At 36.1% G+C, this 19,611-nt stretch carries 19 protein-coding genes and 1 riboswitch; of the genes, 9 read left to right on the top strand and 10 right to left on the bottom strand.

Annotated features, from left to right (window positions below):
- Positions 1-90 precede the first annotated feature (90 nt).
- Positions 91-1,629 carry an ACT domain-containing protein gene (locus OPU68_RS01270; RefSeq protein ID WP_498472145.1) on the bottom strand — a complete coding sequence of 513 codons (1,539 nt, stop codon included), beginning with the start codon at positions 1,627-1,629 and terminating at the stop codon, positions 91-93.
- Positions 1,626-2,576 (bottom strand): alpha/beta fold hydrolase, encoded by a 951-nt coding sequence (locus OPU68_RS01265; protein WP_498472144.1) that lies wholly within the window; start codon positions 2,574-2,576, stop codon positions 1,626-1,628. The genes OPU68_RS01270 and OPU68_RS01265 overlap by 4 nt, the downstream gene beginning before the upstream one ends.
- A 54-nt stretch (positions 2,577-2,630) precedes the next feature.
- Positions 2,631-2,738, bottom strand: a riboswitch (SAM riboswitch).
- A 148-nt stretch (positions 2,739-2,886) separates the two neighbouring features.
- Here OPU68_RS01265 and OPU68_RS01260 point away from each other — a divergent pair.
- Both OPU68_RS01260 and OPU68_RS01255 read left to right on the top strand, forming a co-directional pair.
- Positions 2,887-3,693 (top strand): glucose 1-dehydrogenase, encoded by an 807-nt coding sequence (locus OPU68_RS01260; RefSeq protein ID WP_498472143.1) that lies wholly within the window; start codon positions 2,887-2,889, stop codon positions 3,691-3,693.
- A gap of 248 nt (positions 3,694-3,941) precedes the next feature.
- Positions 3,942-6,548, top strand: a complete 2,607-nt coding sequence (locus tag OPU68_RS01255; protein ID WP_498472142.1) for an MGH1-like glycoside hydrolase domain-containing protein — start codon at positions 3,942-3,944, stop codon at positions 6,546-6,548.
- A 41-nt stretch (positions 6,549-6,589) separates the two neighbouring features.
- On the opposite strand, the gene OPU68_RS01250 is transcribed toward OPU68_RS01255, so the two are convergent.
- The 8 genes from OPU68_RS01250 to OPU68_RS01215 form a co-directional block, all read right to left on the bottom strand.
- The gene (locus tag OPU68_RS01250; RefSeq protein ID WP_498472141.1) at positions 6,590-7,012 is read right to left on the bottom strand and encodes an OsmC family protein; all 423 of its coding nucleotides are present in this window, start codon (positions 7,010-7,012) and stop codon (positions 6,590-6,592) included.
- A gap of 23 nt (positions 7,013-7,035) precedes the next feature.
- On the bottom strand, positions 7,036-8,358 hold the full coding sequence (locus tag OPU68_RS01245) for a DUF58 domain-containing protein (protein ID WP_498472140.1): 1,323 nt from the start codon (positions 8,356-8,358) through the stop codon (positions 7,036-7,038).
- Between the two features lie 7 nt (positions 8,359-8,365).
- Entirely contained in the window at positions 8,366-8,686 is a 321-nt protein-coding gene (locus tag OPU68_RS01240; RefSeq protein WP_498472138.1) for a four helix bundle protein, read from the bottom strand.
- A 94-nt stretch (positions 8,687-8,780) separates the two neighbouring features.
- Positions 8,781-9,776: an AAA family ATPase gene (locus OPU68_RS01235; protein WP_498472137.1), complete on the bottom strand. Its 996-nt coding sequence runs from the start codon at positions 9,774-9,776 to the stop codon at positions 8,781-8,783.
- 129 nt (positions 9,777-9,905) lie between these two features.
- Positions 9,906-10,373 carry an IS200/IS605 family transposase gene (gene tnpA, locus OPU68_RS01230; protein WP_498472136.1) on the bottom strand — a complete coding sequence of 156 codons (468 nt, stop codon included), beginning with the start codon at positions 10,371-10,373 and terminating at the stop codon, positions 9,906-9,908.
- Positions 10,374-10,464: 91 nt separating this feature from the next.
- Positions 10,465-11,628, bottom strand: a complete 1,164-nt coding sequence (locus OPU68_RS01225) for a DUF4350 family protein (protein ID WP_498472135.1) — start codon at positions 11,626-11,628, stop codon at positions 10,465-10,467.
- Positions 11,629-11,654: 26 nt separating this feature from the next.
- Positions 11,655-12,431 (bottom strand): DUF4129 domain-containing protein, encoded by a 777-nt coding sequence (locus tag OPU68_RS01220; RefSeq protein ID WP_498472134.1) that lies wholly within the window; start codon positions 12,429-12,431, stop codon positions 11,655-11,657.
- Between the two features lie 24 nt (positions 12,432-12,455).
- Positions 12,456-13,448 (bottom strand): stage II sporulation protein M, encoded by a 993-nt coding sequence (locus OPU68_RS01215; protein WP_498472133.1) that lies wholly within the window; start codon positions 13,446-13,448, stop codon positions 12,456-12,458.
- Between the two features lie 20 nt (positions 13,449-13,468).
- On the opposite strand from OPU68_RS01215, the gene OPU68_RS01210 reads away from it, so the two are divergent.
- The 7 genes from OPU68_RS01210 (at position 13,469) to OPU68_RS01180 (ending at position 19,610) form a co-directional block, all read left to right on the top strand.
- Positions 13,469-14,218: an RDD family protein gene (locus OPU68_RS01210; protein ID WP_498472132.1), complete on the top strand. Its 750-nt coding sequence runs from the start codon at positions 13,469-13,471 to the stop codon at positions 14,216-14,218.
- A gap of 63 nt (positions 14,219-14,281) precedes the next feature.
- Positions 14,282-14,692, top strand: coding sequence for an energy transducer TonB (locus OPU68_RS01205; protein ID WP_498472131.1), 411 nt, complete (start codon positions 14,282-14,284; stop codon positions 14,690-14,692).
- Between the two features lie 4 nt (positions 14,693-14,696).
- The gene (locus tag OPU68_RS01200) at positions 14,697-15,419 is read left to right on the top strand and encodes an energy transducer TonB (RefSeq protein ID WP_498472130.1); all 723 of its coding nucleotides are present in this window, start codon (positions 14,697-14,699) and stop codon (positions 15,417-15,419) included.
- A gap of 105 nt (positions 15,420-15,524) precedes the next feature.
- On the top strand, positions 15,525-16,967 hold the full coding sequence (gene miaB / locus OPU68_RS01195; protein ID WP_498472129.1) for a tRNA (N6-isopentenyl adenosine(37)-C2)-methylthiotransferase MiaB: 1,443 nt from the start codon (positions 15,525-15,527) through the stop codon (positions 16,965-16,967).
- A 27-nt stretch (positions 16,968-16,994) separates the two neighbouring features.
- On the top strand, positions 16,995-17,486 hold the full coding sequence (locus OPU68_RS01190; RefSeq protein ID WP_498472128.1) for a hypothetical protein: 492 nt from the start codon (positions 16,995-16,997) through the stop codon (positions 17,484-17,486).
- A complete protein-coding gene (locus OPU68_RS01185; protein WP_498472127.1) occupies positions 17,458-18,276 on the top strand; it encodes a tetratricopeptide repeat protein in 819 nt (272 codons plus the stop codon). Before OPU68_RS01190 ends, OPU68_RS01185 begins: the two co-directional genes overlap by 29 nt.
- Positions 18,277-18,314: 38 nt before the next feature.
- The gene (locus OPU68_RS01180) at positions 18,315-19,610 is read left to right on the top strand and encodes a sigma-54 interaction domain-containing protein (protein ID WP_498472126.1); all 1,296 of its coding nucleotides are present in this window, start codon (positions 18,315-18,317) and stop codon (positions 19,608-19,610) included.
- Position 19,611 lies beyond the last annotated feature (1 nt).

Here is a 19,611-nt window from a genome sequence, read left to right as displayed (position 1 = left end):
TGTTCCATTTTTTGTTATCGTTGGAATGAATTCCAACGCTGTAACATCGGTCGTTCCTGTGGAACTCGAAGACTTCCAACTTCCTGCTTTTTATTTTGTTTCGCTTAATCTTAAAATGTCTCCAAAAACGCCTCGAGCAGTTACTTTTGCTCCGGCTCCGGCACCCATAATGACGATTGGATTTTCGCCGTAACTTTCTGTGTAGATTTCGAAAATGGAGTCTGAACCTTTGAGTTGTCCGAGTGCGGAATTGCCGGGAACTGAGATTAATTTTACGTCCAGTTCTCCTTTTTCTTCCTGAAGGTTTCCGTGCAAATCCCCGACGTAACGCAGAACGTGGTCGGGTTTCTGGTTTTCTTTGATATTTTGATATTCTGAATCTAATTCTTCCAATCTGAAAATAAATTCATCTTTGTTGATGTCCAAAAGGTTTTGTGGAACAAGATTTTGAATGTTAATATCTTGGAATTCATTAATTAAATCTAATTCTCTAGCCAGAATCAATAATTTTCTCGCAACATCGTTTCCTGATAAATCTTCACGCGGGTCTGGTTCTGTGAAACCTTTTTCCATCGCTTCTCGGATGATGACAGAATATTTGTCATTTCGAAGAGAAAAATTATTGAAGACATAACTCAGAGTTCCGGAAAAAACACCTTTGATTCTGGTGATGTTTTCGCCTGAAAGATGGAGAAGTTTGATGGTGTCAATCAATGGTAAACCTGCACCGACATTGGTTTCATACAGATATTTCTTTTTGTTTTTTTCTAATAATTTTCTGAAATCGCGGTATTCTGAAATTGGTAAGGTGTTGTAAATTTTGTTCGAGCCTACGACGTCAAAACCATTTTCAACAAAAGTCGGATAATGTTTTACAAAATCTTTGCTCGCTGTGTTGTCCACCATCACAAGGTTCTCCAAGTGATGTTCTTTAGCAAACTCAACTAATTTTTCTACACTCGAGTCTGTTTGAGAAAATTTGATTTTCTGTCTCCAATCGCTTCCGAAACCGGCTTGGTTGAAAGCAATTTTTTTGGAATTCGCAATTGCAACGATTTTCAAATCCACTCTTTTTCTTTTTAAGATATCGTAAGCAGAATCGAGGATTTGCTCTACCAAAGTTCCGCCGACATTTCCGTGACCAATCAAAGCGAGATGAACGGTTTTTGGTTTTCCGTAGATTTCGGTTTCGATGATGTTTTTGGTGATTTCGGTTTGGTTTTCGGTCACCACAATGTTCACTCTTCCAGCAGAAGCGATTTGACTTAATAATAAAGGAAAAATCTTGTTGCGTTGAAGTTCAGATAAAATCTTATTGTAATTATCCGAAACAAACCCGATAACGCTAAGACTATCAATACTATAAATATTATTAACGTAACCTTCCTTCGTTTCCTGTTCGAATTCTTTTTTCAGAAATTTAACCGCATCTTCTGCATCAACTTCATCGACAAGGACAGAGATTCCATTTTCAATCGCTTGCTGGGAAATAACACCAACGCTTATTCCGCCTCCATTTAAAGCTTGGAAGATGCGTGAATCTACACCGATTTGTCCGAGGAAATTTTTCCCTTCGAAGTTGACCAAAGCTTTGTTTCTATAAATATTAATTGCGTTCTTGTCTGTCATCGGTTCAAAAATAGAGGTGTTAAAATATTGTTTAGTTGTTCGTATTCCATAAGGAAAGCGTCGTGTCCGTGGATGGATTTGATTTCGTGATACTGAACATTTTTGTTTTTATGTTGTAAAAAATCGTAAGTATTTTTAATCTCAAAAGCCGGATAAAAAAGGTCTGAGTCAACCGAAACCAAATGGATTTCTGCATTGATGTTTTCCAGTTCATTTTCCTTTCCGTTGATGTTCATCAGAAGGTGATTGACAAGTCTGTAGGCTTTTAAACTAAATCTTTCGTTTAATCGGTTTCCGTGAAAGTTGAGCCAGTCGTGGGATTTTAAAATTTTCTTTTCAGAATCCGTTTCTCTTTTGAATCTTGAGTTAAGCGATTTCGGTGTTCTGTAGCACAACATTGCGTGAACTCTGGCTTTTTCTAATGGCTTATCTTCTGATTCTAAAAGATATTTCTGAACCAGACATTGCGAATGCAACCAATCCGAAGTTTTGAAATCTGTTGCAATGGGAATAAATCTTTCTGCTAAATTATTTTCCAAAGCCAGCATTTCCCAACCAATAGAACCGCCTACAGAACCGCCAACCAAAGCGAAAAGTTTTTCGATTTTTAAAAGCTTTAAACCTTCGATGAAAATTTTTGCAATGTCCTGAACAATGAAATCTTCATAATTATCAATGAAATAGCCGTCGAATCCATTTCCTGGAATATTGAAACAGATTACTGTAAATCGGTTTGTGTCGATTACTTTTCCGTTCCCGACCAGAACTTTCCACCATCCGTTTTCGCTGGCAACATCGGAATTTCCAGTTAGTGCGTGGTTTATCAGAATGATTGGAGCAGAATACAGTTCTTTTCCAAAAAGCTGATAGCTTAATGGAATATCATAGACCTTTCCGGCTTGTGTCGTGAAATGTAATGTCTGAAGATGTTGTAACTTATTTTCCAATTTTCTTAAATGATAAAAATTGAAAATGCTACGGGGAAATGTAGAATAAATGTTTGGTTATCTTTTCCCGACTAATTCGGGATAGAATTTAGCACCTTCTTCGTTTCCGAAGGGTTGCCAAGGTTTCACAGAGTCTAATCTCTCCACCTTTCTCGATAACATTTTCAATATGTAAATGAACAATTCTGACTGCAAATATACTTCACAAAGTTTACTTTTTCCAAATTTCGCCTGAAATTTCTAAAATAATTATTTGTTAATAATATATTTTCCCAGAACTTGCGTATCATATTTGCTTTAAAAAAAAATTATGGAAATCAATCTTAATAAACAAGTCGCCATTGTAACAGGTTCCAGCAGTGGAATCGGGAAAGGAATTGCTATTAGTTTGGCAAAATCTGGCGCCATTACCATCATAAATCATTCATCGGAACATTCTCGTCCGGAAGCGGAGGAAACTTTGAAAACCATTGAGGAAAATGGTGGCGAAGGTTTTATTATTCAATGTGATGTGAGCAAGGAAGACCAGGTTCAGGCAATGTTTCAAAAGACAATTGAAAAATATGGGACTGTAGATATTCTTATCAATAACGCTGGTTTGCAACAAGATGCGTCTTTCATTGATATGACTTTGGAACAATGGCAAAAAGTGATTGATGTCAATTTAACAGGACAATTTTTATGTTCGAGAGAAGCCATCAGAGAATTTTTGAAACGTGGAATGAACGACAAATCCAAAGCTTTGGGGAAAATCATCAATATCAGTAGTGTTCACGAGACGATTCCGTGGGCTGGACACGCGAATTATGCGTCCAGCAAAGGTGCGCTGAGAATGTTGATGCAGACTTTGGCTCAGGAATATGGAAAGGATAAAATCCGTGTGAATAATATCTGTCCGGGCGCAATACAAACGCCAATCAACAAATCTGCTTGGGATAATGAAAAATCTTTGGATGCGCTGATGACGCTGATTCCGTACGACAGAATCGGGCAACCGGAAGACATTGGAAATTTAGCCGTATTTTTGGCGAGTGATTATTCGGATTACATTACGGGAGCGAGTATTTATGTGGATGGTGGAATGACAACGCTGGAGAGTTTTGCGGATAACGGGTGATTAATTATTAATGATAAATTATTAATTATTGATAGTTTTTTAATTCGTTGATAGAATGACAAATCTTCAACATAGCCCCGATGGGAACGGCATCCTTTTTTTGCTTTGAGAAAGTTTTCTTTTGGATGACCAATCTTCTGAGCAAAAAAAGATATAGTGGACAGCGGGTTGGACAGTTCGAACAAAAGTCGAAACGTGATGCTCCTAAATTAAAAACGAATAATTATCCAAAAAATAATTAGAAAAATATGAACGAGGAAGAAAAATTGAGGAATCCGCGTTGGAAGAAATGGGGACCTTATGTGAGCCATCGCCAATGGGGAAATGTGCGGGAAGATTACAGTACAAACGGTGATGCGTGGGGATTTACAGGCCACGACACAGCAGAAGCCTGGTCCTACAGATGGGCCGAGGAAGGCATCGCAGGAATCTCGGATGAGAAGCAACAGATGTGTTTCGCATTCTCCTTTTGGAACAAAAAAGATATTAGAATTAAAGAACGTTTTTTCGGACTGAGCAATTATCAGGGAAATCACGGGGAAGATATAAAGGAGATTTTTTATTATTTGGACAATACGCCGTCTCACAGCTATATGAAGATGGTTTACAAATATCCAATCAATGAATTTCCGTACGAAGAGCTCATCAGCGTGAATGGTCAGCGTTCCAAAAATGAGATGGAATATGAGCTGATTGACACGGGAATTTTCGATAACGATGAATATTTTGATATTTTCATTGAGTATGCAAAAGCCGGGGAGGATGATTTTTTAATCAGGATTGATGTTCATAACCGTAGCGACAAACCTGCACCAATCGTGGTTTTGCCAACGGTTTGGTACAGGAACAATTGGGTTTGGGGTTATAATGATTACAAGGCGAATCTTGGTTTTTCTAAGCAAGGAGAAATTGATATTCATCACGACAGCATCAGCATCAAAAAGTTATATTCCAGAAACAGAAATGTGGAGGCTTTGTTTTGTGAAAATGAGACGAACAGAGCGAGATTATTCAATACACCTAGAACGGAAGGTTTTTTTAAAGACGGTATCAATCAATACATTACGAAAGGATTAGACACCATTAATCCTAAAAAAACCGGAACCAAAGCGTCTTTGCATTGTGAAGAAATCATTGAAGCGCACAGCAATAAGGTTTTCGAATTCCGATTGTCTCCGCATATTATGGAGGATGCATTTTGGGATTTTGATGAAATCATCAACCACAGAAAGCAGGATTCGGATAATTTCTATGCTAATATTCAGAAAGACATTGAAAATGAAGACGAGAAAAATGTTCAAAGACAGGCTTTTGCAGGTTTGCTTTGGAACAAACAGTTTTACCATTATAATGTTGGGAAATGGCTGAAAGGCGACCCAAATTTCCCAATTCAAAGAAAAGGCTACGTCCGAAACAGCGATTGGGAACATCTTCATAACAAAGACATCATCTCGATGCCCGACAAATGGGAATATCCTTGGTATGCAACCTGGGATTTGGCTTTCCATTGTGTTAGTTTTTGCGTGATTGATTCGGAATTTGCTAAAGACCAATTGATTACGCTGACCAAAGAATGGTATATGCACCCGAACGGGCAGATGCCGGCCTACGAATGGAATTTCGATGATGTGAATCCGCCTGTTCACGCTTGGGCAACTTTCCGGGTTTTTAAAATTGATGAAAAAAATAATGGGAAGCCGGATTTGGCTTTTCTGGAAAGGGTTTTTCAAAAATTATTACTGAATTTCACTTGGTGGGTCAACCGAAAAGATTACAACGGGAACAACCTTTTCGGAGGCGGATTCTTGGGGCTTGACAACATCGGAGCCTTTGACAGGAATATGGAATTCAATGAAGGTGAACATTTGGAACAAGCCGACGGAACCAGCTGGATGGCAATGTATGCGCTGAATATGATGAGGATTTCTATGGAATTAGCGATTCATAATCCAGTTTATGAAGATATGGCCATCAAGTTTTTCGAGCATTACCTTTATATCGCAGAAGCGATGGAAAACATTGGTGATGGGAAGCAAGGGCTTTGGAATGAGGAAGACGGATTTTTCTACGATGTGCTTCAGCTTTCCAATGGAGATAGTGTGAGTTTGAAACTTCGAAGCATTGTTGGATTGATTCCGATGTTTGCGGTCGAGGTTGTGGAACACAGTATGTTGGAGAAATTGCCACAGTTCAAAAAAAGAATGGAATGGATTCTGAAAAATAAGCAAGACCTCACGAAACTCGTTTCCCAGTGGTACGTGGAAGGTGAAGGAAACAAACACCTTTTGAGTATTCTAAGAAAAACAAGATTGACAAAAGTTCTGACAAGATTGGTTGACGAATCAGAATTTTTGAGTGATTACGGAATCCGGGCGATGTCCAAAGTTTATGAAGAAAATCCGTTCCGATTTACTGTTCACGACCAGGAACACGTGGTTTATTACACGCCTGCAGAAAGCGACAGCCGAATGTTTGGTGGCAACAGTAACTGGCGTGGACCAATCTGGTTTCCGATTAACTTCCTGATTGTCGAGAGTTTACAGCGTTTCCATTTCTTTTTCGGCGATGCTTTGACGATTGAATATCCGAAAGGAAGTGGCGTTCAGAAGAATCTTGAGGAAGTTTCCAAAGACATCAGCGACAGACTTTGTGGTATTTTCCTGAAAGACGAAAATGGGAACAGAGCGTTTAATGGTGGTGTTGATAAATTCAATAACGATCCGCATTTCAAGGATTACATTATGTTCTTCGAATATTTCCACGGTGACAATGGCCGAGGCGTTGGTGCTTCCCATCAAACCGGATGGACTTCGACTGTTGCGAAGTTGATTCAACCGAGGTTGACGCACAGATAAAATTATAATAAAAACCTTATCAGATTTGATAAGGTTTTTATTTATTCTACAACTTCTCCATTCACGCTCACTTCGTAAGTGATTTCCACATTTGGCTCCAGCGTTTTGGAAACCGAACAATATTTTTCAAAAGATAATTCTGCTGCTTTTCTTGCTTTTTTCGGGTCGATATTTCCTTGAAGAAAGAAACTTACTTTTATTGTTTTAAATGGTTTTGCTTCGTCCACCTGAACTCTTTCGCCATCCACTTCGGCAAAAAAAGAATCGATTTGCTGACGTTGTTTTTTTAAGATTGAAACCAGATCAATTCCGCTGCAACCTGCGACTGCCATCAAAAGTGACTGCATTGGCGAAACACCTTTTGCGCCAGGTAAAGTTGTATTATCAAGTAAGATCGAATTTCCCTGTTCATTCGTACATTCGAAAAGGAAATCGTCGTTAAGTCTATTTAATTTTATCTTCATTTTTCTTTTAATTAAATTCAAATTTACAAAATTCCTCTTGCTTTTATCTCCAGATATTTATTGATGACATCTATGTTGAGGTTTTCTGGCAATGTATAAATGCTGTAAATTCCGTATTTTCTGAGTTCCTGAATAATCAGTTTTTTCTCGAACTCGAATTTCTCTGCAATAATTTCGTCATAGATTTCCTGCATATTTTCCGGATTGGTATTCAACAGTTTGTGAACTTCGGAATTTTTAAAAAATATAACAACGAGAAGATGATTTTTGGCAATTCCTCTCAGATATTTCATCTGGCGATTCAGTCCATCCAAAGTTTCGAAATTGGTAAATAGTAAGACTAAACTTCTTTGATTTAAATGAAATTTAGTTTCCTGATAAAGCCTTCCAAAATCACTTTCGAAGAAGTTGGTTTGAACATTATAAAGAGCTTCGGAAATCTTTTTCAGTTGTCCTGATTTGTTGTCTGCAGCGACTTTATTTTCGGGTTTTTTGGAGAAAGTCATCATTCCGGCCCGGTCGCCTTTTTTCAGAATAATGTGTGACAACGCCATTGTCGCATTAATGGAATAATCCAGCAAGCTCAATCCGTTGAAAGGCATTTTCATCGTCCTGCCTTTATCGATGAGCATCATAATTCGCTGAGATTTCTCGTCCTGAAATTGATTGACCATCAATTTGCTAGATTTAGAAGTCGCTTTCCAATTGATGCTTCTGATGTCATCGCCCTGAACATAATCACGAATTTGCTCAAATTCCATGGTATGTCCAAGCTTTCTGATTTTCTTGATTCCGCCGAGCATAAATTCATTTTGAAGTGCCATCAATTCATATTTTCTGAGATGAATGAACGATGGATAACTTGCCAACATTGCATCTTTCTGAAAAGTAAATCTTCTGGAAACCAAACCGATTGGCGAATTAACGTAGATATTCAGATTTCCAAAACTGTATTCGCCACGCTCTTTCGGCTCGAGAATATATTCGAAAAATGTATTGTTTCCGCTTTCGATATTTTTCTTAATCAGGAAATCCCGCTTTTGAAACTGAAAGGGAATTTCGTCGATAATTTTTGTGTTAATATTAAAATTGTAATTATTTCTTATATCAACTTTCACCGAGTTTTCATCGCCGTTGGATAATTTTTCGGGCAAAATTCTTTGGGCGTTGACGCCTTCTTTATTAATGAAAAGAATCAAACCATCAATCGCTGTCAACACTAAAACAAAAATCAATAATGAGTTGGCAATCCACATCATTACCGGAAAGAAAAATGCCAAAACATAGCAGATCCCCATGCCGAATAGGGCGAAGAAGAATTTGTTATTTAGGTATAAGGATTTCATCAAGGTTTTAGGTTGTAGGGTTTGAGTCTTTTAATGAATTAATTAAACCATTAATCATTTTAGAAATTTCAATAATATTAAAACTAAGGGTTTCGAAAATAGTGTCGTCTATAAATCCTAGATTTTTAGAAATGATGATTTGAGTTTCTATTTCGCTACAACTTCCTCTCGCTATTCGTAAAAATTGTAGATAATCGGCTTTACTTCTTCTTGTGTTTCCTTCTGCAATATTGCTTGGAACAGAAACGGAGGCTCTTCTTAATTGTGAAGTCAATCCATAAATCTCGTTTGAAGGAAATTTCTCAGTAATCCTGTAAATTTCTGTCACTAAATTTATTGACTTCTGCCAAACAATTAATTCTTTAAAATGAGCCATAATCAACGAAACTAAAAACTACCACCTAAATTCTACTACCTAATTACTATCTCGGAACTTCAATGCTTTCCAGAATTTGGCGAATGATTTCGTCTGCCGTCAAACCTTCCATTTCACGTTCCGGAGAAACAATTATTCGGTGTCTTAATACCGCAAATGACGCTTCTTTGATATCTTCAGGCGTTACAAAATCTCGACCTCGGATTGCGGCAAAAGCTTTACTCGCAGTCAACAAAGCCAAACTTGCTCTCGGCGAAGCTCCCAGATATAAAAACTGATTCTCTCTTGTATTGACAATGATTTTCGCAATGTATTCCAGAAGGTTTTGTTCAACGATAATTTCTTTTACCAACTGCTGATATTGCTTTAATTGCTGTCCGGAAATTACGGTTTGAACCACGTCGGTTTTATCTTCTAGCCTATTGTTATGTTGGTTTTTGATGATTTCAATTTCCTGCTCCAGATTTGGGTAACCAACTTCTATTTTGAAAAGGAAACGATCGAGTTGCGCTTCCGGCAATCTGTAAGTTCCTTCGTGCTCGATTGGATTTTGAGTAGCCACAACCAAAAATGGTTCTTCCATCTGATATTTTACGCCATCCATTGTAATTTGACGTTCCTCCATTACTTCAAATAAAGCGGATTGCGTTTTAGCAGGCGAACGGTTGATCTCATCAATCAAAATAAAACTCGAGAAAATCGGTCCTTTTTTGTATTGAAAATCTGCTTCCTTAACATTGAAAACGGATGTTCCCAAAATATCGGAAGGCATCAGATCCGGCGTAAACTGGATTCTGCTGAAATCTACAGAAATGGTTTTCGCCAATAATTTTGCAGAAATGGTTTTGGCTACGCCCGGAACGCCTTCAATCAAAACGTGTCCGTTCGAAAGAAGGGCCACCAGCAGATGCTCAATCATATTTTCCTGGCCGATGATGACTTTTCCTATTTCAGCTTTTACGCGTTCCAGATTATTTCGTAAGTCCGCCATATCCAGCCTAGACTGGAATTCTGGTGCTTTGTCTTGGTATTGTTCTTCCATAGTTTCGTTAAATTTTCTAATGACCTCAAAAGGTGTATTTATTTTAATCAATTTGGCGAAGCTCCGTCGGAGCTAAATGTTTGTAGCTTATTATCACTCTCTCCTACGGAGCTCCGTAGGAGCAGCACTTTAATCGTTATAAAAATCAAACAAATATTTCTCATCATATTGAATTTCAAATTTATTCAAAAGCTCAAGATATTCCTCCCGAAAACTTTTCTTTTTGTGATGTTCTTCCTGATTGTTAATATAATTAATGACCTTATCAATCTGACTTTTCGAATATGAAAACGCGCCGTAACCTTCTTGCCAGTTAAATCTTCCATCGAACCAATTTTCTTCATTAATGAATCTTGATGAATTTGATTTGATATCACGGACTAGATCTGGAATTTTGAAATTCAAACTATTAAATCCAATCAGGAGATGAATGTGATCTGGATTTGCATAAATTGACAGTAGTTTTTGATTATTATTTTTAATGATTCCCGCAATGTATTTTTGTAATGATTCTCTTTTTGTTGGATGGATGAGATTTTGTCTTCCCTGTACAGCGAAGACAAATTGAATATAGATTTGAATGTAAGTGTTTGCCATTATGTATTTTGTGTCGCTCCTACGGAGCTGATTAAATTATGATTGCGTTTTCTACAAACATTTCGTTCCTACGGAACTTATTATTCTCATTTTAAATTTGATCCAAAAGCTGATTCATCCTGATAAGATCTTCCTTCATCACACTTGCATACGGATCTTGACCTTTCTTTACGAGCTCCACAGCTTCTTTTATCAGTTCTATATTTTTTCCGGTTTTAAGATGGAGTTTATTGATGAATTGATCGTCCAGATTATGTGTGTCAATCATCAGATCCATTCTTATTTTATGTAAGAAATATTGTGTTTTTTTCGCCATCATCTCGTGGAAGTCGCCTTCCTGTAAATAGAGATTTCCAATACTTTTGATGAATTCTACAGAAGTATTTTTTAAAGGTTCCACAATCGGAACGATGCGTTGTTTCCTTTTCGCATTGAAAATAACAAATATGATCAACCCAAATAGTAGCAAATACCAGGCATATTTGAGTGGCGGATTGCTATGGATAAATCTCAGCGGAGACATCGATAAAGGCGCGTCATTATCCATAAACCAAACTGTTTCCCGATTTGGCAAGTAAGACAAAACACTTTCCAGATATTTGTTTTTCGAATTTAAAAGATAATAATTCGTAAGAACCAAAGGCTCGGAATGCACATAGAAATGACCTTCCCCAAAAGGAACTTTGATGAAATCTACATTGATGGAAGTCTGATTATTGTTTTCTTTTCGCATTGTTTTTCCTAAAACTTCGATGTCATTTCTGATGTAAGAAAAACCTTTGTTGTCAGGAGATTTATCAATAAGTAAATTGTTGTTAATCAGTTTTTTATCTGTCAATTGCAGATGGTAACTTTTTTCATAACTCACTGTTTTGAATCTGAAACCTAAAGTGTCTCTCAGTGCCGCCGTAGTTTTGTCTGTGAACCAAATGACATCCGAGCCGTAAGAAACTTCATCCATAATGTATTGCCAGGAAACATCGTCCAGTTCTTTCTGAATAATCAGAATATTATGCGGCTCTTTCTGATTGTTTTTCTCATAATAATCATAAGGCGAGATTCTAACTTTTTCTAATTTTTTATTGAATAAATTATTGGATTCCTGATCAAAAATATAAAGTCCAAAAGGAGTCTTTTTTTCGATATTGTAATTCTTCCGCCAATCCAAAACCGGCTTTTTGTTTCTCCCAAACATAGCCACCACAATCAGAATGATGATGAAAATAGCAGCGTATATTTTGAATGATTTATTCATTGATTTTATTGGATGAGATAATTTTATTAGAATTTATTAAAATATGTTTTATAATGTTGATAATCCTTTTCTTGCGTATCGAATTCGCCGTACCAGATGTAATCATAGATGTAAATAACACGTCTGAAATCCTCTTGTAAATTTTTGTTTTTCAGTTCTTTAAGGTAATCCTGGTTTGTTTTTTCAGGATTCCAGTTGATGAGGTTTTTATCGGTCAATTTTTTGATTGAATAAAGAAAATGATAACGAATCGCTGAACGATAATCTTGCTGTTTTTCCAATTGCGAAATTCTTTCAGGAAAATTAATCTCGTGAATATTTTCTTCGATGTCGTGACTGGTAATTTTAATCTTCCTATTCCTTTTTCCAAGTAAGAAATTACCGTCTTTTGACATCAGATATCGGATCAGAAAATACAGTAGAAATCCAACAATAGCAATTCCAAAGAACCTTAGAATATTGGTTGTGTAATAACCGACTTTATTAGGATCAATATCTTTGAAAATTTTGGATAACAATTGTCCAATTTTTCTTTTGATCAAATCCCAAATCGATTCTTTTGGTTTTGCAACTTCGTATTTAAAATCGTCTCCTTTATATTTGTTTTTGAAATTTGGAGTGAAGTTTTTTGGGTAAAGGACGTTATCTGTTGAATAATTGGTCTTAACCAGAGAATCAGACTCCATGAAGGTGTCTGTGTCAGCCGAATCTACAACCACAACTTCCTCTACCTGTTCATATTGTGAAAAAGCAAAAGTGCTAAATAAAGAAAAAAACAGAAAAAGGAAAACTCTGAATCTCATCTATTTTAAATAAAAATTATCAGATTAGAGAATTTTCGGTTGTGAAATAATTGCATTTTGGTTTAGTTTTTTGACGATAATATGAGGATAAATAAAATAATAAAAAGCAATCACAGATAAGGTTCCGAAAATGATAATAATGTTTAAAACCAAAGGCATTGTCTGCGCATATCTTGTGACAAAACCTTCGATCAATCCGGCAAATATGGTGAATGGAACTGTACTTAGATAAATTTTAAAACTATTTCGGAAACCAAGTTTGAAAGATTCTAAACGTGATAATGTTTTTGGAAACAAAATTGAGGCACCCAAAATCAAACCAGCCATTGCTTCCACAACCATTCCGAAGATTTCAAATACGCCGTGAAGCCAGATTCCCTTTGCACTTTCCAGCAAAGCATTATGTGTTTTGAAGAAAAACTGAAACGCGCCCAACATTATGCTGTTCTGCATCAAAGCGTACAAAGTCCCCAAGCCTCCTAAAATTCCGTAGATGTAAAGTTTTGCGCCAACCACTAAGTTATTAACAATAATCATTAATGAAGTACTCCAGCTTGCACTGGAACCGTAAATTGCCGTTGCATCGCCTTTCTTTATATTTTCCAAAGTCTGATTTACATAGCCTTCGCCCAAAATCAATGTAGCAAAATCCTTATCATAAATAGAAGAAATCACACCAATTCCTACAAACAAAATAAAAAACACAAACGCATAATGAAGATAACGCCGGTATTCATAAACTGTGAGCGGAACTTCTGTGGTGAAAAAATGTCTGATTCGGTTTTCCTCTATTCTTTTGGTTTTATAGATTTTCTGGAAAATCTGAGAAGAGAGAAAATTGAGATAAACGGTGGTTTTACTTTTCGGATAATAAGTCTGAGCAAAAGAGAGATCATTGATCAGATTGATGTAAAGTGACGAAAGATCATCTGGATTTTTTTTTATTTTTCCATTGACAACCTGCTCAGTTTCCAACCATTTTGCTTTATTTTGCTTTATAAAAGCCACTTCTCTCATAACGCTAAAATAATAAAAATATGGATCAAATCGCCATCAATACTTCACAAAATGTAAACGTCAGTTTTACGTTGGCAGGAATTGGGAAAAGAATCGTTGCATTTTTTATTGATTCGTTGATCAAAGGGTTTTATGTTTTCATACTTTCCTGGGCGATGCGTAATTTTTTCGATTATGATAATTTTATCCAAGGGATGGATAGTTGGTCTGTTGGCGCTTTCATCTTCATCATCACATTTCCCATTCACATTTACACTTTGGTTTTGGAAAGCATGATGGAAGGGCAGACTTTTGGAAAGAAATTAATGAAGATAAAGGTTGTCAAAATCGATGGTTATCAGGCAGGTTTCGGAGATTATCTGATGCGGTGGATTTTCCGTTTGGTAGATATTTTTGGTAGTTTTGGATTAGTGGCATTCATCACAGGATTGGCTTCAAAAAACAATCAGCGTTTAGGCGATATTGCAACTGGAACTGCGGTTATTTCTCTGAAAAATAATGTCAATATTTCTCACACAATTCTGGAACAATTAAAAGAAGACTACGTTCCGACTTTCCCGCAAGTGATTTTATTAAGTGATAATGATGTGAGAATTATCAAAGAAAATTTCCAGAAAGCTTTGAAATCCGATGACCGTGAAATCATCAATAGATTAACGAAAAGAATTGTTGAGATTCTAAAATTGGAACCTGAATCTATACAATTCACTCAAAGACAGTTTATTAGCGTTGTTATCAAAGATTATAATTTCTATACCGGAAAAGATTAATAAAAGCAAAATCAATTCTACAGTCATTTTAATATATTTGACAAAACTTTTAACCATTAGAAAATGAGAATCTTTCTATTGATAGCTACATTATTGATAAGCAATCCTGCTTTTTCGCAATCCGGAACTACTAAAACAGCAATTACAGAAGATTCTGTAGCCGAATTTCCCGGTGGACAAACTGCTTTCCGGAATGAGTTTATGAAAATGGTTCACGCTTATGTGGATATTACTGCTTACGCTGTAAATGGAAAATTTACTTTTGTTTTGACCATTGATGAAAAAGGAAAAATGAGCGAACTGAAAATCTACCCCAAAGTCAAGTTTGATGAAGAATTCAAGCAGGATATAAACTTCGCTATGAAACGTATCAAGAAAAAATGGAAACCTGCCATCAAAAATGGAGTTCCCGTAAGTTCCAATATTATCTTCGAAATCAATTTTACGTCTGACCATTCGGATGAGGAATATTAAAATTATGAAAAAATTTTACCTTCTTCTATTATTAATTCCGGGTTTATTTTATTCTCAGGTTTTAGATGAATACCCAAAAAATCAAACTTTCTACAAAGATGGTATTATAAATTTTTATAAAGAAGCGCACGAATTTCTGATAAAAACTAATGCAAAAGAATGTGATGAAAAAGAAATTTATGTTCCAAGAATATTAGTAACAGCAGAAGGAAAGGTAAAAGTTGTACAGGATAATGATACGCTTAATATTTCCAAAAATAAATGTGCTTTTGACTTATCAATGCAAGTTTTGAAAGGATTGAAAAATTGGAAGCCAGCAGAAGTGAAAGCCGGAAAATTTGCAGCAATTACTGATTTTATTTTTTACCCAAAAGATCTAATGAGTAATTACAAAGAGAATTATAATGCAAATAATAATGTGAAAAATGCTGTTTATTCTGGAGGGAAGGAAAAATTTGACAAGGACTTTCACGACAATTTCATGGCATTATTTCAGGATTACCATATTAATGGAAATATTAATATTGAATTTTACATAAACGAAACTGGAGAGATTATAAATGCAAGAATTTATCCTGCGATAGACAATAAGGATTTTAACAAGGATTTTTTCAGAACCTTAAAAAGATTGAAGAAAAAATGGAATCCCGGTTTGTATTCTAACCTTCCAATCAAACAACGAATAGCATTCCCTGTGAGATTTTTAATTAATTTTAACAAAAGATAAGTCTGCCATTCTGTCACAATATTTTGTATCTTTGCAAACTAATGTAATTTCAAATTCGCAATTCAAAATTTTGAATTCTGAACTTTGAATTTTTAATTGATTACCGTGCAGGAAAAATATATAGACGAAACCAAACAAGGCGAAGCTTTTGCAATTGCAGAAAAACCAGGGAATGGCAAAAAATTGTTTCTGGAAAGCTACGGCTGTCAGATGAACTTCTCTGATTCCGAGATTGTTGCATCTATTCTAAACGAGCAAGGCTACAACACAACTTTGAAAGTAGAAGAAGCTGATTTGATTTTATTAAATACTTGCTCCATTCGTGAAAAAGCAGAGCAAACTGTAAGAATGCGTCTTGCTCAATTCAAAAATCTTAAAAAGGAACGTCCAAATATGACTGTTGGAGTTCTTGGCTGTATGGCGGAAAGATTGAAAACCAAATTTTTAGACGAAGAACAACTCGTAGATTTGGTGGTCGGTCCGGATGCATACAGAGATCTTCCAAACCTTCTCAAAGAAACCGATGATGGTAGAGATGCAATCAACGTAATCCTTTCAAAAGAAGAAACTTACGCTGATATCAATCCTGTTCGCTTGGGTGGAAATGGCGTAACTGCTTTTGTGACGATTACAAGAGGATGTGATAATATGTGTACTTTTTGCGTCGTTCCGTTTACAAGAGGTCGTGAGAGAAGCCGTGATCCGCATTCTATCATTGAGGAATGTCAAAGTCTTTGGGAAAATGGTTATAAAGAAATTACACTTCTTGGTCAAAATGTTGACTCATATCTTTGGTATGGAGGTGGTCCAAAAAAAGATTTTGCCAAAGCTTCCGAAATGCAAAAACTGACAGCTATTAATTTTGCTCAGTTGCTTGATATGGTTGCAGTTGCAGTTCCGAAAATGAGAATCAGATTCTCAACTTCCAATCCACACGAGATGACGGAGCAGGTTTTCAGAATGATTGCAAAACACGATAATATTTGTAATTATGTGCACCTTCCGGTTCAAAGCGGAAGCGACAGAATTCTTCAGTTGATGAACCGTCAGCATACAAGACAAGAATATTTGGATTTAATTAAAAAAGGAAAAGAAATTGTTCCCGATATTTCGTTTTCGCAAGATATGATTATTGGTTTCTGCACGGAAACTGAAGAAGATCACCAGATGACAATGAGCCTGATGCGAGAAGTGGAATATGATTACGGTTATATGTTTTCCTATTCCACAAGACCGGGAACTCCGGCTCACAAGAAATTGGAAGACGATATTCCTGCAGATGTAAAACAGCGTCGTTTGGCAGAAGTAATTGCACTACAAGGCGAACTTTCCAGAAAAAGAATGGAGGGTTATGTTGGCAGAGTTCACGAAATTCTAATTGAAGGAACTTCCAAAAAGAACCAAAACCAATGGAAAGGCAGAAATTCCCAAAATGCAGTTTGTGTTTTCGATAAACTGGAAGGACAGAAACTGGGCGACATTGTGTCTGTTTTTGTTCACGGAAATACGCAGGGAACGCTTTTGGGGAAACGGTTTGATAATTCATAACCATCGAATTCTTATTTTGAACTAAGATTGAAGAACATTTTTTACATATTATTTCTTTTACCCAATTTGTTTTTATCTCAAAATGCAAAATGGAATTGGATTGGAAATATAGCTTTTGATGAGAAAATTGATCGGAAAGATTTTGTTTTATGTAATGAGAATCAGATTTACCAATATTTTAATGATTCTAAAGGTTTTCAATATAAAGGCGAAAAATTAGCTGTTGAAGAAGAGTTTCAGAAGATATATAAATCTGAAAATGTAAAAAAGGAAAACGGTTGGATAAGAATTCGTTTTGTTGTGAATTGTAATGGAGAATCCGATAGATTCAGAATTCTGACAGCAAATTACGATTACGAGCCAATAGAATTTGACAACAATATTACTTCGCAACTATTAAATATTACAAAATCTCTGACTGGATGGATTCCAAAATCAGTCAATGGTAAAAAAGTCGATTATTATCAATACTTAATTTTCAAAATCAAAGATGGAAAAATCGACGAAATATTGCCTTAGTTTTCAACTGATTTTAGTTGCATTTTTCACTTACGGTCAATCCTTGAACTGTAATGCTTTCCGCTTGGAAGGCGATTCCTTAAAATATAAAGCCTGTGAAAAAGCAACTCAAACCTTAAAAAGTTTTTACCAGTTCGATCAGCGTTTCCATGATGGATTATCTGAAGCAATAAAAATAGCTCCAAATTTTGATTATCCTTATAAAGAACAATCTGTTGCTTATCTTAAAAGCGGCGATTTTGTTTCCTGGAAAAAACTGATTGATAAAAGTGTAGAACTCAATCCTAAAGGAAATCTTGGTTACAGAGGCTGGTGCAGATATCAGTTTTTCCGAGATTACGAAGGTGCAATTCAAGATATTGAAGCCTTAGAAAAAATTTATCCAACCGGATATTTGGGATATTCCGTCAACGGCGATTATGAGCTGCAGATTGCAAAAGCACTTTGCTATTCGGCAATCGGACAAAAAGAAAAGGCTCTTTCTATCATAGAAAATCAGTTGGCAAAAAAAGACCACAATGTTGGTCTGTATGATTATTACCAGCTTGGTGTCACTTATTTTGAATTAAATAAATACGACAAAGCTTTAGAAAACTTCGAGAAACAAAGCAAAGTTTATGATTTTGCAGAAAATATATATTTTAGAAGCAAAGTTTCTAAAATCAGAAATAAAGATTATTTGGATTTGAAAAAGGCAGCATTAATTGCCTATGATGATGGCAAAACAATGCTGGAAGGCTACACACATCATTTCAACAAAGTTTACAGAAAACAAATTACGGAACTGTAAATTTTAATCATTTAATTTTTTAATCATTTAATAAAAAAATGGCAGACTTACAATCTATAAAAGCACGCTTCGGAATTATCGGAAATTTCCCGGCACTTAACCGGGCTTTAGAAAAAGCAATTCAGGTAGCACCAACAGATATTTCGGTTTTAGTAATGGGCGAAAGTGGCGTTGGGAAAGAATTTATCCCAAAGATTATCCACGGCGAATCCAGAAGAAAACACCAACCTTATATTGTCGTAAACTGTGGCGCAATCCCGGAAGGAACAATCGATTCAGAACTTTTTGGGCACGAAAAAGGCGCGTTTACGGGCGCAACTTCTACCAGAAAAGGTTACTTTGAAGTGGCTGACGGCGGAACGATTTTCCTTGATGAAGTAGGAGAGTTACCACTTCAGACACAAGTTCGTCTCTTGAGAGTTCTTGAAAGCGGCGAATTTATGAAAGTCGGTTCTTCTCAGGTTCAAAAAACAAATGTGAGAATTGTGGCGGCAACCAATGTGAATATGATGAAGGCAATTGGTGACAATCGTTTCCGTGAAGATCTTTATTATCGTTTGAACACTGTTCAGATTGATATGCCTGCTCTTCGTGAAAGAAAAGGCGATATTCATCTGTTATTCAGAAAGTTTGCAATCGATTTTGCAGAGAAATACAGAATGCCGGAACTGAAATTGACCGACGATGCAGTTTCTTATCTTGAGAATTATGCTTTCCCGGGAAACGTTCGTCAATTGAGAAATCTTGTTGAACAAATGACTGTCGTGGAACAGAACCGCGAAGTGAATTCTACGAAATTGGCAGAATATATTCCGATGAATGCAAATCTTCCTGCAGTGATCTCCAAAACAAATGGAGCCGGAACTTCCTCAGATTTCAGTTCAGAAAGGGATATTATGTACAAAATCCTTTTCGATATGCGAAGCGACATTAATGATTTAAAATCCTTAACTTCGGAACTGATAAAAAATAAGGGAAATACGGATCTCAGCCTGCAGGAAAAAAATCTGATTAACAGGATTTATACACCGGAAACGCAACAGGCAACAAGTCCGAATTCTTTGCTTTATTTTGAAAATAATCAGCAGAATCAAAATCAGATTCATCATCCGACAATTGTTTCTGATGACGAAGATCATCACTACAACGATGTGGAAGATATTGAATTGGAAGAAAGCAGACCGGAATCTCTCTCGCTTCAAAATAATGAAAAAGATTTGATTATTAAAGCTTTGGAAAAACACAAAGGCAGAAGAAACAGAGCGGCAGACGAATTGGGGATTTCACAAAGAACGCTTTACAGAAAGATAAAACAATATAATCTCGAAGAATAAA

It is taken from the genome of Chryseobacterium sp. TB1-D10 (genome assembly GCF_059803555.1).
The sequence above is the reverse complement of the archived record's forward strand: the minus strand, read 5'-3'. Positions and strand labels throughout refer to the sequence as shown.